Source organism: Pedobacter rhodius (assembly GCF_027213645.1).
Taxonomy (GTDB): domain Bacteria; phylum Bacteroidota; class Bacteroidia; order Sphingobacteriales; family Sphingobacteriaceae; genus Pedobacter; species Pedobacter rhodius.
The window spans coordinates 1075948-1090554 of record NZ_JAPWGL010000002.1 but is presented as its reverse complement, the minus strand read 5'-3'; the positions used below and the strand labels follow the sequence as shown (position 1 = coordinate 1090554).

Below are 14607 nucleotides of genomic sequence, written 5' to 3'. Positions count from 1 at the left end.
AGGAAAGAGGTAGTATCTATCGGTCAATATACTTCATGAGTTATTTAGCCATCGGTCTACTCTCAATCCTTTTCACTTTATATTCACTAAATTAATAATTGTAAACATAGGAGCTATCGGATCGAAAGGACGACTTTTCTTCTGATCTGTTAATGATAGCCAGCTTGCACTGAGCTAAGTCGAAGTGAAGGACTTATATAAATTGTGTTTTAAGCGTTTCGATGCTTCTACAAGCTCAGTACAGGCTGAATTCAACATGACAACAGTCAAAAAAATTGCTTTATGAGACAGTCTCTTTAAATTTATATTTTATTAAATGCCTGGGAACATAGTCTGCGCTTTTTCACCGATTAAAGGCATTGGTTTTTTCTCACCGTTAATGGCACCAATTAAACCGATCAGCCAGATTATAAAAAGCGCAATCTGAAGAATGTATGCAATATAAATCAAGGCACCCACACCTGTTGAAACGATTAGAATTCCTAACACGAAACCCAATCCCCAACCTATAACAGTTGAAACAATTGCAAATAATAAAGTTTGTCTTAATTGATAACTTCCCAACTCGGTTTTATTATCCTTATGCATTGCAAAATAGGCAATTAACCAACCAATTATGGTGAAGTAACTAATAATGCCCGCAGTTTTACCGTTATCGGTTGCTGTGAAATTGTTGTTTGTTTCCATTCTGATTTTTTTTAAGTTTAATTTGCTTAACAAATAAGTTTGAAAACTGTTGTAATTAATGAAAAATAAATTATGGCGTGGTAACGGCGACGGGCAAAATCTTGCCATTAAAGAATTTATGAGCTGTTTTTGCAAAGTCAGCTACATATTTACCCATTTCGAAAGCCAAAACCGGACTCTGATAACCCGGAAAAGCAGCTTCCAGCATTTCTGTTTGTGCTGAACCCAGGGCGAGGCAATTGACTTTAATTCCGGTTTCTGCTAACTCAAAAGCTAAACATTCTGTTAATGTATGTAATGCAGCTTTACTGGCAGAATATGCAGCTAAACCGGGAAATTTCACACTGCCTTGAAAACCTCCCATACTGCCAATGTTTACAATATGGCTACCTGCTTGCATGAGTGGTATAGTGTTTTGAATCATCCTGAAATGGGCGATAACATTGCTTTGCAACATTTCACCCAAATCTTCTTCAGTTGTCTCTAAAAATGGTTTATTTATTAAAGCGCCTGCATTATTAATCAATATATCTATTATGCCTGCGCGTTCTTTTAAAAAGTGAATTAATGCTGCATAGTCGTCATTTACAATGTCAAACTCCACGGGAAGTAGTGTACAATCGGGATTAATGGCTTTTGCAATTTCTAAAAGTTTACGCAGTTTATCGGCAGAGCGGGCAATCGCTACAATTTTATTTTCGTTTTGTAAGCTTAATTCTAAAGCGGTTTCAAAACCAATCCCACTACTTGCACCTGTTATTATAATGTTCATTAAAATGTTAAGATTGTTTTAAAGTTAAAAGGCCGATAGGATAATAATCAGTTGTTTTCATATATTTAATGGGTTTAAAAGCTCAACATTTCCACTTACGTTTTCAAAATCAGCAATGTTATTTGTGAAAAGCTTTCCATTCATTACTTTTGCCGTAGCATAAATAATGGCATCCGGGAGTTTTATTTTATTGTTTTTTCTTATCTCAATCGTCGTATCCACTATAGTATCATTCAGAGGAACAATATTTAACGAATTGATTAATTCAATAATATACAACTCTTCCAATCTGTTTTTAAATGCATATCCAAGCAGTTCCATTTTTGAAATTATGGAAATAGAATAAGTCATGTTTTCTGCAAATACTTCCTCGGGTGTTAAAAGTTTTTTAGATAAATAGATAATAATATTTGTGTCAAATATTATGTTACCACTCATCTCTTAAATCACTTTGCCACTTAGATGGGTCTTTAATATCCTTAAACATTAAATTACCTTCAGTTTTATCAATTGCCTTTTTTAATTTCTGATAAGATCCCCGTGGCTCTTCAGCCATATTCGGCTCCTGATTCTTGATGTCAACATCCTCTACAAAAGATAGAGCCTTAAGCATCTTTTCAAGAAGCGCAGCATTTTGTTCGTTATCTACTTGTACTGTGATGGTTGTCATGAAGTAAAGTTAATAAAATTAAGGGTGTAAATCAATTTTCTATGACCAACTGACTAACCGGATTTTTAATTACATGTAAGCCATCATTAATTAACTTAGTATGTTCTGGTTCCCTGCCGGCTTTAAGTTCTAAATAAATCTGGATTTCCTTTTCCAGCTGGTAATAGATTTTTTTATGATAAATTAATTCTAAAATTTCTAAAGCACAAAGCCAATCTTTTCTATGGTTTAATTTAAGCTGTTCAAAAATATTTTCGAGTTGTTCTAATCCTGTTCCGTTTTCCCTTATCGCTCTAACGCTTTTATATAATTCATGTAATTCGATCGTTTTATTATCGTAAGTAATCTTTTGTGTTTTTGCAGTACTGATAAGAGTAATTTCTTCATAGGCATCTTTATCAGCAGCCCCATTAAAAACAGAAATTACTTTTTCACCAACGGCCATATCATACACGCCCCATTCAGGTTTAAATAAGATATTTCCATTGTTTTCCGTCACGGTACAATCTGTAAATGCAATTAAAAGAATTTTTTCGTTTTCAGTAACTACATCTTTAACCAAACCTTTAACTTGAATTCCGCTTTCAAAAAGTAAATTCGCCTGCGCACCGGTTTTAATGCCTGAAGCTTCAAGTTCATCAGTTGTATAGTCTTCTAAAGGTTTTGCAGCGTTTTTTAATTTACCAACCGGTGATGAAAATCCATCTTTGTGGTAATCTTTTCCATGCCCTGGTAATTGTTTCGCATTAAATGCCAAAGCCGATGGACCAGTCGTTTTTATGAAGGTAAGTTCATCCTTTTCATTAACGCCGATGTCGGTAAAAATGCCACTTACCTGTAAACCAGAACTATAAAGGGCTGTTGCAACATTTTTACAATCAATTGCTTTCATGATGCTTTCCGTTCCACCCCGCCTGAAAGCCATAGTATCTGCAAATTGTTCCAGAACATCAATCAGATTCTGGAAGGTTTCCGTTACAAAAAGCTGAGGTTGGGTTTTAGTAATATCGTAAGGATAATTTACGGTGTCTATATTATACCAAAGCTTCTGTACATCTTTTTGCATACATGATGCACTTTCGCCAATGGAAGAAAGTAAACCGGCACCATAAATTTTTGGATTTTCCAATGTGCCAATTAAGCCGTACTCTACCGTCCACCAATGTAAGCGACCTAATAATGCCATTTCCGATGGCTCGCCCATATTTTCGCTGATGTAACGAAGTTCTTTTTCTGCTTTAGCAATTTGAACTTCATCGCTATCTGCAGTTTCCTTTAATATGGAGAGCTTTCTAATCGCCTCGTAAAGCTCAAAATCTTTTGCGGAAAACATGGCTTTAGCGCCAATTGAACCGAAATAACTCAGGTAGCTGTTATAATCTTTATCGGCTATTATGGGTGCGTGACCTGCGCTTTCATGAATAATATCGGGCGCAGGTGTATATTCAATATGATTAATCTGACGGATATCTGCTGCAATAACCAAAACCCGGTAGGCCTGGTATTCCATAAAAGCGGCTGGCGGTATAAAACCATCAACTGTAACGGCGCCCCAACCTATTTTGCCCAAATTATCATTCATGGTTTGCAAATCGGGAATGTATTCGATACTTAAACCCGCACTTTGCAAACCTTTTATATAAGGATAATACGCAACGTTTTTAAGATAGCTATAATTTTGACGCATTACATAACGCCAAACTGCCTGATCTATAGCGGTGTATTTCTCATAGTTTTGTGCAACAATAAATTGCTTTAAATGCCTAGGTAATCTGGCTACCTGCGCATTATTAAAATCATTAAAATCGCTCATTAAGAATTATAATAAAGTTAGTTGGAGGCTAAGTTAAGTTGTTGATTTAAGCTAAGCAAGAAAGCCAATAGATAAATTAAACAGACAGCCGTAAATAAAGTTTTATTCCTTTTTTGAAAAGCAGAGGATTTGGAATTTTATTTGAAAAGCTGAGTCCGTATTTCACCTGAATGTTCAGTCGGGCTGTTCGCTAAATCTTTTTCGCATAAAAAATGCTTAAAAGGATATCGATGCCATCCCGTTTATTAACCTAAGCTTGTGCAGTGAAAAACCGTTATTTAGTAATTCGCGATGTAAATAGCATTTCATTTCAGTCTCTTAAAGCCGGCCCGCGAACCGATAAAGCAAGCAACGTGGCCGCGAACGGAATAAGCTTAACAGCTGAGCTGGATTTTCAAGATTATTTTGTTTTGATTTTTTTTACACTAAAAGTGAAATAGTGTTGATAAAGATAGCTAAAACCTGCAATAAGCACGGATACAACAACTTTGGAAATGGTTGGATATATATTAAGTATTTCAATAAAAAATTTCTGCAAGGCAAAAGTTAAAAGGATGTTAACCAGGTTCAGATTTAAAAACCGAAGGAGTTGAATATGTGCTTTAACCTCACTGTGTGTAAAAATAACATATCGGTTTAGCAAAAAGCTATAAGGAATGACGATTAAAAAATCTACTGCCAATGCTGCTGTTTCTCTTTTCAAAATGAATAAGGTAAAATCTACATCTTCAGTATGAAATAAATAATGGAAAGAAAGATAGTAAACAATATTGCCTAAAAGCCATGTGCTGCCACCAGTCGCCAGGTAACGAAAGTTATGCTGAGAGATAAACCCTTTAAATGGCGGGTAAAAAAAATCGATAAAAGCTAGAATGAGTTTACGCATTATTGTACTTAAGCCTGCAAAGGTAATTTTTTAAAATATTATTTAGGCGAGGAAATGAATTGATGTTTGATTTTGAAATTAACGGCTGTTTAAAGTTGATTGCTGTGCAACAAAATCAATCACCGCACACCAGCTGTATGATGGATGAGGCTGGATGCTCACGCCAACTGTATTTAATTTATATTTCTGATCCAGCAGATTGAACCGATGGCCTAAAGAAGGAACGCCACAATCCAGCAAGAGATGACAAACAATATCCAGGCTATTCGAATAACCGAAGTCGATATTTTCGCTCATTGTCTTATTCGGGAAATATTTAGACATACGCTGGTTAAATTTATCGCCGTTACTGCTTTCATGCGTATCTAAATTGTTTTTATTTAAATCTATTGCATGGCTGCGGCTTAAATAACTTAATTTTTCATCAGGATAAAACATGGCCAGGTTTTTAGCAACCTTAATGTGCTTAAGCAATGATAAATAATATGGGTTGTTCCTTGCTAATTTTAACTCGTTGTAATTCCTGTACTTTTTAACTTTTGCGTTATAGTTGTTTATATAATCTTCTAAAAAAGTGTAATAAAATTTCTCGCCGTTTATGCGGATGAGGTTCATGTAAAGAATAATATTTTTTTCTTCGCTGGTTAGATAATCGGCATTTACTGCGGTATTTGCCTTTTTAAATTCGGCATCTGTCCAGGTTTGCGCAAAGACTTTACTGCTCAGAATGAAGAAGAAGAAGATTAAACTATAAAAAGGGCGATTCATGCTTGGTGTTTCATGGATAACGCCGATTAAATTTATTTATTTTCAATATAGGCTCATAAAAAAGCCACAGGCGAAAAGACCTGTGGCGCTGCATTCCAATATTTTTCTTTAACCCTTCGTATATTTTAACTCGAATGTACCTTCTGTAATCGTCTTTTTTGTTTTAATACTTGAATCCTGGTTCGGGGCAACAAATTCAAAAGTTCCTTTTATGGTTGTAGACGTAGCAGCTGTAATTGTGATTTTACCGTTCTCCGAATCAGTGAACGAGCCTGTAGGTGTTTTATCCTGTATATAGTCGCCCTGACCCATGCCTTTCTTAAATTCATAAACACCAACACCTTTATAGTCAAAGATGGCCAAAGTCAAAAATTTGTCGCCATTTAAACCAATAATAGTCATTACATTTCCCATGATAGGCACAGAAATTAAATTTGCCTGCGCGGTAAAACCTATTGGTGTTCCATCTACCTTAGCATTCAAATTATTTGTACTGTTCGTGGTTTCCGGGATTTTAACAGGCACTAAACTTATAGTGAACTGCCCTTCTGTAATGTTCTTTGTTTTTGAAATTGCAGTATTTTCCCCTTCAAATTCAAAAGTACCTTTGATTAATTTATCTGCTGAATAGCTGGTGATTTTTATAGTTCCTTTTGAAAGGGCCATATAGGCATCCTGCATGCCGGAATTACCTTCAAGATAAGTTGCAATATTACTATCAGCGATACTGTAAGTACCAATGCCTTTGAAATTATTAATCATTAAAGTAAAACCAATATTTCCTTTGCTGCCGGAGATTTGAATCATGGTTGTTGAGCCTATTGTGTAAGTCTGGGCTGAAGCTAATGTACATTTTAATAAAACACCATCAATTTTTCCGCTCATGGTAGATACTTCCCATTCCGGATGATAGTTTATTTCTTTTTTACAGGATGAAAAGGAAATACAGAACAGGATTAACGAAATAATAGTAGAATTTACTTTTTGCATGAGCGTATTTAATTGTGGTTTTAAAATGACTAAATATAATTGAAAATTTGTGAATATAAAAAGTCGCAGGATAAACCTGCGACTAATATAATAAATCAACTTTGGGTGTTGAAGGTTGTCGAACTTTAGGCTAATAAATTTTTCCAGCTCACGGCCTTACCAACAATATCACCTAAATCTGCAATGGCAACACGTTGTTGCTCCATGCTATCGCGATGACGAATCGTTACCGTATTGTCCTCCAAACTCTGGTGGTCAACCGTGATACAGAATGGGGTACCCACAGCGTCCTGACGGCGGTAGCGTTTACCAATGGCATCTTTCTCTTCATAAATACAGTTGAAATCAAATTTCAACTCCTCCATAATCTCGCGTGCTTTTTCTGGTAAACCATCTTTTTTAGTTAAAGGAAAAACTGCGACTTTATATGGTGCCAAAGCCGGGTGGAGGCGTAATAATGTACGGCTATCCTGTTTATCTTCAGTGCTTAAATCCTGTTCTTCGAAAGCATTAATCATGGTTAACAAGAACATGCGATCTAAACCGATTGAGGTTTCAATTACGTAAGGAACGTAATTTCCGTAAGGCTTTCCTTCTTCATTTAGATCATTGTCGAAGTATTGCATTTTCTTGCCGGAATATTCCTGGTGCTGCGTTAAATCAAAATCGGTACGGCTGTGGATACCTTCAACTTCTTTAAATCCGAATGGAAATTCAAATTCAATATCCGTTGCGGCGTTTGCGTAGTGCGCCAGTTTAACATGGTCATGGTAACGGTATTTTTCGGGCTTAGTGCCCAAAGCTTTGTGCCATTTCAAACGGGCTTCTTTCCAGTATTCGAACCATTTTTTGTCTTCGCCCGGGCGAACGAAAAATTGCATTTCCATTTGTTCAAATTCACGCATACGCATAATAAACTGGCGGGCAATTACTTCGTTTCTGAATGCCTTACCAATTTGCGCAATACCAAATGGGATTTTCATCCTTCCTGATTTTTGAACATTCAAAAAGTTAACGAAAATACCCTGAGCCGTTTCGGGGCGAAGATATACTTCATCACTGCCTTCTGCCATTGCACCAAACTGCGTGCTGAACATGAGGTTAAACTGGCGGACATCCGTCCAGTTTGAGGTTTTAGAAATCGGGCAAATTACTTTGTAATCAACAATTAAATCTTTCAGCTGAGCCAGGTTTTCCGATTTTAAAGCCAGGTTCATTTCCACCTCCAACGCTAAACCTTTTTTTACAAATCTCCAGCTTGCCTCATCAACGAAAGGATATTTAGCATTGTCTAAAATTCCGTTTTCATCTTTAAAACTCGGAATCCAGGCGGCCTGTCCTTCATCGCTTAAACCTAATATTTCCTGTTGAAATGACTCGAATTTAGCTTTGTTCTCAGCAGAGAAATTAGCTAATTCAGCATACAGCTCATCAATTTTATTCTCTAACAACTGGTCGGCACGGTAGCGTTTTTTCGAATCCTTGTTGTCAATCATCGGGTCATTAAAACCGTCAACATGTCCGCTGGCTTTCCAAACTTTGGGGTGCATAAAAATTGCAGAATCAATGCCTACAATGTTTTCATGCATCTGTACCATGGCTTTCCACCAGTATGTTTTAATATTATTTTTCAACTCGGCACCTAACTGGCCGTAGTCGTAAACGGCACTTAAGCCATCATATATTTCGCTGCTTTGAAATACGAAACCGTATTCTTTGGCGTGTGATATTACATTTTTAAATTGTTCGTCGTTATTCTTTTGAGCCATAATGGAGGCAAAGATAATAAAAAGGAGGAGGGTTTAAAGGTATAAGGCTGAAGGTTTTTAACCAGGATTTATGGATTATCGAATTTTAAGATTTTGGTGAAGGACGATGAACTTATATGTTCTTAAATACCTTACAGGTTTAAAATTTTAGAAAAGCAATCGCAGTGCTTATTGGTTTCGTCAATGCTGCTACGTTATGCTTCCTGAAGCGTTCCCTGTATACTGCAATTGCTCTAGTTTGGAAAATGTATTTGCAGATTTTATAACTTTCCTTCACAGCGTCGATAAAGTTGTCAAACGCTTAAAGGTGATTTCCATTGTTATCTCTGGTTTAGATATGCAAAAATCGATGCAGCAAAATACTACACCGATTTTTACAGGTAATGATTTAGTTATTTCTGGCTTAAATGCTGAGGTCCCTTTCCTCTTCAACATTTAATACGCCATCGATTTTTTTGAGATCTGTTATTTTGTAATCGCCGTGAGCAATAATAATTACACCTATTGAGTCTAATTTTTCCGCATTTTTAATGCCCATTTTACCCAACTCTTCAGTAACCCGCTCCATCATGCCGTCTTTAACAGATATTAACCATTTCATTTTCATCTTATTATTTTTTCGATTGGACCAATTGGATCGATAGGGAATTTTGGATTAACCAGAATCGGGGTTCTGTCAATCGGAAACTTTATCAATCTGGTTTTTGTGGGAGCTTGTACCAATCCGGCGCCTACATCTCTTCCCGGTAAAGGTAATGCTTTTGCTGTCGATGTTAATTTTTTCCAGAGGTTGATACCTCTAAGTCCCGTTGCCTGCGCCCATAGTGCGGCAATACCCGCAACGTGTGGTGTAGCCATACTGGTGCCATTCCAGCTGGCATATTTGGTTGGCAGTTTGGTAGAAGAATATACGTTAACACCCGGAGCTACAATGTCTACAGCGCCATAAGTTGGGTAAAGGCCGCCATTAGAAAAACTTGCGATGTTCAAATTTACATCAACCGCACCAACAGCCATTATCGATGGGCAATTTGCCGGATGCATCACTTGTTTCACAACGCCTGGCCTTGCTGAATCGTTTCCTGCAGCAGCGATAATTAAGGTGCCTTGTGCTAAAGCTCTTGCTGCGGCAGTTTCAAAAACAGCTGAATAACCTGTTCCGCTTACCAAGCCCCTTAACGACATGCTCACCACATCGCAACGGTTTGCAATTGCCCAGTTAATACCGGCAAGAATGCCGCCGTCTCCGCCGGAGCCGCCATTGCTTAACACTTTTCCGATGTAAATGCTTGCTGCATAAGCAATTCCGTATCTCTCCGTTGCTGATGGCGAACTTATAGGGCCGCAGGCGGTACCGGTACAGTGCGTGCCATGGCCGTGGCCATCTTGTGTGCTTTCGCCGGTGATAAAGCTTTGATGAACAACGGGGCGACCGGCGAAATCGGGATGATTAAAATCAAAACCAGTATCCAATATTGCAACTTTAATTCCTGCGCCATTGTAAGGATTATACCTTAAAAAACTCGTTGGTACCACATTGGTTGCCTTTAAACCCCAGGTGGCGCCAACCGACTCCACTTCAGATTGTTGTTCTTCATAATTATAATCTTCAACTTCGGTTCCGACTAATACATTTGTCATTTGGTTTACGGCGTCCCGGTAGCCCTCAACATAATTTTGAGTGCTTTCGTCCAGCATACCAATAGCGTAAACTACCCTTTCTTTTTCTACAATCATATCATTGTCTCCAAAGCTGCTGATAGACATTTTTATTTCGGGTTTTTCGTTTACAATGGCAATACCCAATTTATCCAACACGATACCGTCGGTTTTAGCCAGGTCTTTATCTGTGAAAAACTCATTTTCAAATGCTAAAGAACTTGTTAGGTTTAGGCCGCTAATAGAACTAATCTGATCAATAGAATCGGATGTGTTTGACCCTTCAGGTAGTAACACAAGATATCTTCCTGTGTATTCTACCTTTTCTTCTTTTTTTAAATTTTTTGACATGTTTTAAGGTTTTAAATTTTGCCTACTCTATTCCGGATTTTGGGCTTGCTCCTTTCTGTAATTCATTCGGTAAACATTAACCCAAAATTGCGCTACTTGAAACGGAAAAACCTTAGGTAAAACACTAAAAATCAGTCGTAAAACCAACAAAATAAAAAGCCGTAAAAACAACGGTAAAATATGGGGAAAACCCCATCTGTTCTTGATAAAAGTTTTATCAGTTTTGAGAATAAAATTTAACTTTAATTAAAATCTAAAAATTATGAAAATGGAAGGTTTACTTATTTATACAATTGCATTTTTATCCGGGGCAATTGCACTTTACCTACTGCAAAAATTAATCGGGTTGATTGGAAAAGAAAACAAAGGTTATCCGAACACAATGGATGTAAGAACTATTCATGAGCTGGTTGATAATTATCGCAATAACCAATTAGCTGCAATTAATAAGGTATTGGGATTGGATGATGCTTATTCCGTTTCTTTCGGTCTAAGCACCTTGAAAAAATTTATCACGGATATCGAATCTTATAGTAAAAAAGTAGATCCGCGTATTACAGATAGTGTACTTGGCGTACGTTTCTATTATGCAGCATATCCGAAAGATACGGAATGGGATAATTTTGAAGGTGAAAAATTGGTCGGGAAAGATTATGCACAGAAACATACACTGATTATGATACCGACTTTAAAAAAGAAAATCAGCAGCGGAAATCATTTAGATTATGATTTTAACCCTTTAGACAGAAAAACTTTTTCAGCAAATGACCGGGATGAAAATAAACAGGTTGAGATGATGGTTATGTACGCCGAAAGCAGCGATAAACCATCCCGGCAGGTTATGGCGCAAAACCACGGGCAACTTATTCCTCCGGCTGAGGCAGGACAACAAGCTTACTAGTCTTCGGCGATGTCTGATTTTCAAAATTTTTTAAGTAATACACTGCTAGGGGTAGAAGCATTAGCGGCAATTATTGCCCTGTTCTTCTACTATAAAAATGCCGTTCATGATTTTTGGAAATGCTTTGCCCTTTACCTGGTATTCATTTTTTTGTGCGAACTCTTTGGTAAATACGGTAGCAACTGGATTAGTTTTTCGAAGGCCCTGTTTTACAATTACTTTGTAATTCCGTTGCAATTCCTGTTTTTTTATTGGTTATATGCCGTAAAATCGTTGAGAAGAAAAAACCTGTTTATTATTTTTTCGCTTTTATACTTGATTTCATTTATCCCGAGCGAGCTTTACTTTAAAGGCAGCAAAATCATCTTTTCATTTAATTACACTTTTGGCGCTTTTATTTTAATGACTTTAGTTGTAATGGAATATTATAAGCAAATTACATCATCTGATATCCTGAATTTTAACCGGAACAGGATGTTTTATATTAACCTGGGGGTAACCTTATTTTATATCGGTACGTTACCTTTCTGGACATTCTATTATCTGCTGTTAAAATATACCCAAATCTGGACCATTTACTTTGATTATTTCCTGATTTCGGCTATCGTAATGTATATATTATTCTCAATTTCATTTATATGGGAAAAACAGAACTCTTAATTACGATTATACTTTTTAATCTCTTTTTTGTGCTTTTTGTCGTTGCAGTTATGGTTTATATAAAAAAATATAAACTGCGGAAGCGGGAATACCTGAATGAAATTAAAGTCACAAACGAAATACATCAAAGAGAACTTTTAACCACCCAAATGGAAATACAGCAGGCAACCATGCAGCATATTGGCCGTGAACTACATGATAATATCGGACAAAAATTAACGCTCGTAAGTCTTTATACACAACAGCTTGTATATGAAAACAAGGTGCCACAGGAAAATGAAAAAATAGAACAGATTTATCAAATCATTAATTCATCGTTGCAGGATTTAAGGAGTTTGTCGAAAAACCTAACCAACGACAAAATAAGTGAAAATGAAATTGTAACTTTAATACAAGAGGAGGTTGATAATATAAATGCTTTAAAAAAGTGTATGGTAACCTTCGAACATAATTTCAACGCGATAAACCTGGAATTTGTGAAGAAGAATGTGCTGTTAAGAATTACACAGGAATTTCTTCAGAACAGCTTAAAACATGCCCGCTGTAACAACATAAAAATACAGCTTAATTCAAGCCCCGATTTTTTTTTAATGTTACAGATTGAAGACGATGGAACAGGTTTTAATTATGAGGAAACAGCTTCTGATGGTATAGGATTAAAAAATATAAAAAGAAGGGCCGAAATTATCGGGGGACAATTTAGTTTACAGAGCAGTGTTAATTTCGGAACCAAGCTTACGATTATTTTAAATGGCTCAGTATGAAAAAAACAATAGTTATTGTTGATGATCATATTCTCATTGCAAAAGCACTGCAAGGCATTATCGATAACTTTGCAGCCTTTGAGGTGATTTTCGTATGCGAAAACGGAAGAGATCTGATTCAGAAATTAGAAAACAAAAAAAATATTCCTGATATCGTACTTCTGGATATCAGTATGCCCATTATGGATGGTTTTGAAACCGTAAGCTGGTTAAAAGAACATTACCCGGATGTAAAAGTAATGGCGCTGAGTATGCAAGGCGAAGAAAAGAGTGTTATAAAAATGGTTAGCAATGGTGCAAAAGCTTACCTGTTAAAAAATGCACATCCGGTTGAGCTGGAAAATGCGCTCACAAAATTAAATAATGACGGTTTCTTTTACCCTGACTGGGCCTCGAAAATTATTTTTTCCAGCTTAAATAAAAATAAGGATGCTGAAATTAAAATTTCTGAAAGAGAAAAGGAATTTTTAAAATACACGGTTACAGAACTTAATTACAAGGAAATAGCTGATAAGATGTTCTGCAGTCCGAGAACAGTTGAAAGTTACCGAGACCAGTTATGCGAAAAGCTTGAACTTAAAACACGTGTCGGACTGGCCGTGTTCGCAATAAAGAATGGATTTGCATAGAAATGTTTAATTGTTTAACTGTATAAACCGGTTAACTGCTTTTAAAGGATTTAATTGTTAAAATTGTTTAATTGTTAAACTGTATAAATTGCTTACCGTTTAAACTGTATATTGGTTAATTTAAGCCGATTTAAACAAATAACCAATCAATAATTCATCAATTCTGCATTTAACAATTAACCCCCTTGAACAATTAACCAGCTAACTACTTCAACAATTAAGCAATTCAACGATAACTTCAACAATTAACCGGTTAACCAACTTACCATTTAATATTCCATTTTATCTCTTCCATCTTTCATTTTTTCCTACTTTTGAACCATGAAATTTCATCATTTATTTCTGTTGGCTTTTATTGCAATTTTTATCTCCTGCAAACAAGAAGAAAAAGTTCATCATTACATCAAATTTAATAATACAAAAGACCTATATCAGTTTTTAAAATGGTCACCCGGAAATCGTTTTCCACTAATCAGTGCGCATCGCGGCGGACCGATGCCTGGTTTTCCCGAAAATTGTATCGAAACTTTTGCTAATGCAACCACATATAATCCGGTAATTATCGAATTTGATATTGCCTACAGTAAAGATTCGGTGATGGTTATTATGCATGATGATAAATTAGACCGGACATCAACAGGAAAAGGGGCGATCGGTAATTATACCTACGAAGCGCTGAAAACATTCAATTTAAAAGACGATGAAGGCAAGGAAACAAAATTTAAAATCCCAACTTTAGATAGTGTTTTAAGCTGGAGCAAAGGAAAGGCTTTGCTTACCATTGATTTGAAAAAAGGTGTTTCTTATGCAAAAGTGATTGAAAAGGTGAGGCAATATAAAGTAGAAAGCAATTCGATCATTATTACCTATACGGCAAATCAGGCAAAGGAAGTTCATCAGCTGGCACCAGATTTAATGATTTCTGCTTCCGTTCAGAAAAAATCTGAATTAAAAAGATTGAATAATTTAGGTGTACCGAACAATAGAATTGTGGCATTTGTTGGTGTAAGTGCGCCGGATAAAGACTTGTACAAGTTTCTTCATGACAAAGGAATTACAACGATTTTAGGTACGATGGGTAATATTGACAAAAGCGCAATGGCAAGCCCCGCTAAAAATGTATATTACCACCTGGTCAATAATGGCGCGGATATTTTATCAGGAGATAATTTGCCACAGGCATCAGAAGAACTGGATAAGTTTAGGTATAATAAGAAATTAAGTTCTGAGTTTATTAATTAATTTTTAGGCAGTAAAATTAGCCACAACGTCATTGCGAGGCACGAAG

Annotated in this window: 16 protein-coding genes; 5 read left to right on the top strand and 11 right to left on the bottom strand. The window is 36.3% G+C overall.

Translation table 11 applies throughout. The annotated features are described in order from the left end of the window. Positions 1-312 precede the first annotated feature (312 nt). The 11 genes from O0931_RS10050 to O0931_RS10000 all read right to left on the bottom strand — a co-directional run bounded on the left by O0931_RS10050 (position 313) and on the right by O0931_RS10000 (position 10365). Positions 313-687: a DUF4870 domain-containing protein gene (locus O0931_RS10050; RefSeq protein ID WP_269415426.1), complete on the bottom strand. Its 375-nt coding sequence runs from the start codon at positions 685-687 to the stop codon at positions 313-315. A 70-nt stretch (positions 688-757) separates the two neighbouring features. Continuing rightward, positions 758-1459, bottom strand: coding sequence for an SDR family NAD(P)-dependent oxidoreductase (locus O0931_RS10045; RefSeq protein ID WP_269415425.1), 702 nt, complete (start codon positions 1457-1459; stop codon positions 758-760). A gap of 57 nt (positions 1460-1516) precedes the next feature. After that, a complete protein-coding gene (locus O0931_RS10040) occupies positions 1517-1897 on the bottom strand; it encodes a type II toxin-antitoxin system VapC family toxin (protein ID WP_269415424.1) in 381 nt (126 codons plus the stop codon). Next, entirely contained in the window at positions 1887-2129 is a 243-nt protein-coding gene (locus tag O0931_RS10035) for a hypothetical protein (protein ID WP_269415423.1), read from the bottom strand. Before O0931_RS10035 ends, O0931_RS10040 begins: the two co-directional genes overlap by 11 nt. 31 nt (positions 2130-2160) lie before the next feature. Next, positions 2161-3942, bottom strand: a complete 1782-nt coding sequence (locus O0931_RS10030) for an aromatic amino acid hydroxylase (protein WP_269415422.1) — start codon at positions 3940-3942, stop codon at positions 2161-2163. A gap of 400 nt (positions 3943-4342) precedes the next feature. After that, entirely contained in the window at positions 4343-4828 is a 486-nt protein-coding gene (locus O0931_RS10025) for a GtrA family protein (protein ID WP_269415421.1), read from the bottom strand. 78 nt (positions 4829-4906) lie between these two features. Next, on the bottom strand, positions 4907-5596 hold the full coding sequence (locus tag O0931_RS10020) for a CAP domain-containing protein (RefSeq protein ID WP_269415420.1): 690 nt from the start codon (positions 5594-5596) through the stop codon (positions 4907-4909). A 108-nt stretch (positions 5597-5704) separates the two neighbouring features. Beyond that, positions 5705-6586 carry a DUF6252 domain-containing protein gene (locus O0931_RS10015; protein WP_269415419.1) on the bottom strand — a complete coding sequence of 294 codons (882 nt, stop codon included), beginning with the start codon at positions 6584-6586 and terminating at the stop codon, positions 5705-5707. Positions 6587-6711: 125 nt separating this feature from the next. Then, a complete protein-coding gene (locus tag O0931_RS10010) occupies positions 6712-8355 on the bottom strand; it encodes a glycine--tRNA ligase (RefSeq protein ID WP_269415418.1) in 1644 nt (547 codons plus the stop codon). A gap of 403 nt (positions 8356-8758) precedes the next feature. Continuing rightward, complete coding sequence (locus O0931_RS10005; protein ID WP_269415417.1) at positions 8759-8956, bottom strand: hypothetical protein; 198 nt, start codon at positions 8954-8956, stop codon at positions 8759-8761. A gap of 2 nt (positions 8957-8958) precedes the next feature. Further along, positions 8959-10365 (bottom strand): S8 family peptidase, encoded by a 1407-nt coding sequence (locus tag O0931_RS10000; protein WP_269415416.1) that lies wholly within the window; start codon positions 10363-10365, stop codon positions 8959-8961. 268 nt (positions 10366-10633) lie between these two features. On the opposite strand from O0931_RS10000, the gene O0931_RS09995 reads away from it, so the two are divergent. The 5 genes from O0931_RS09995 to O0931_RS09975 all read left to right on the top strand — a co-directional run bounded on the left by O0931_RS09995 (position 10634) and on the right by O0931_RS09975 (position 14561). Next, on the top strand, positions 10634-11266 hold the full coding sequence (locus tag O0931_RS09995; protein WP_269415415.1) for a hypothetical protein: 633 nt from the start codon (positions 10634-10636) through the stop codon (positions 11264-11266). Positions 11267-11275: 9 nt separating this feature from the next. After that, complete coding sequence (locus tag O0931_RS09990; RefSeq protein WP_269415414.1) at positions 11276-11926, top strand: hypothetical protein; 651 nt, start codon at positions 11276-11278, stop codon at positions 11924-11926. Then, on the top strand, positions 11905-12690 hold the full coding sequence (locus tag O0931_RS09985) for a sensor histidine kinase (RefSeq protein WP_269415413.1): 786 nt from the start codon (positions 11905-11907) through the stop codon (positions 12688-12690). The genes O0931_RS09990 and O0931_RS09985 overlap by 22 nt, the downstream gene beginning before the upstream one ends. After that, positions 12687-13319 carry a response regulator transcription factor gene (locus O0931_RS09980; RefSeq protein ID WP_269415412.1) on the top strand — a complete coding sequence of 211 codons (633 nt, stop codon included), beginning with the start codon at positions 12687-12689 and terminating at the stop codon, positions 13317-13319. Before O0931_RS09985 ends, O0931_RS09980 begins: the two co-directional genes overlap by 4 nt. Before the next feature lie 321 nt (positions 13320-13640). Next, a complete protein-coding gene (locus O0931_RS09975; protein ID WP_269415411.1) occupies positions 13641-14561 on the top strand; it encodes a glycerophosphodiester phosphodiesterase family protein in 921 nt (306 codons plus the stop codon). Positions 14562-14607: the final 46 nt, after the last annotated feature.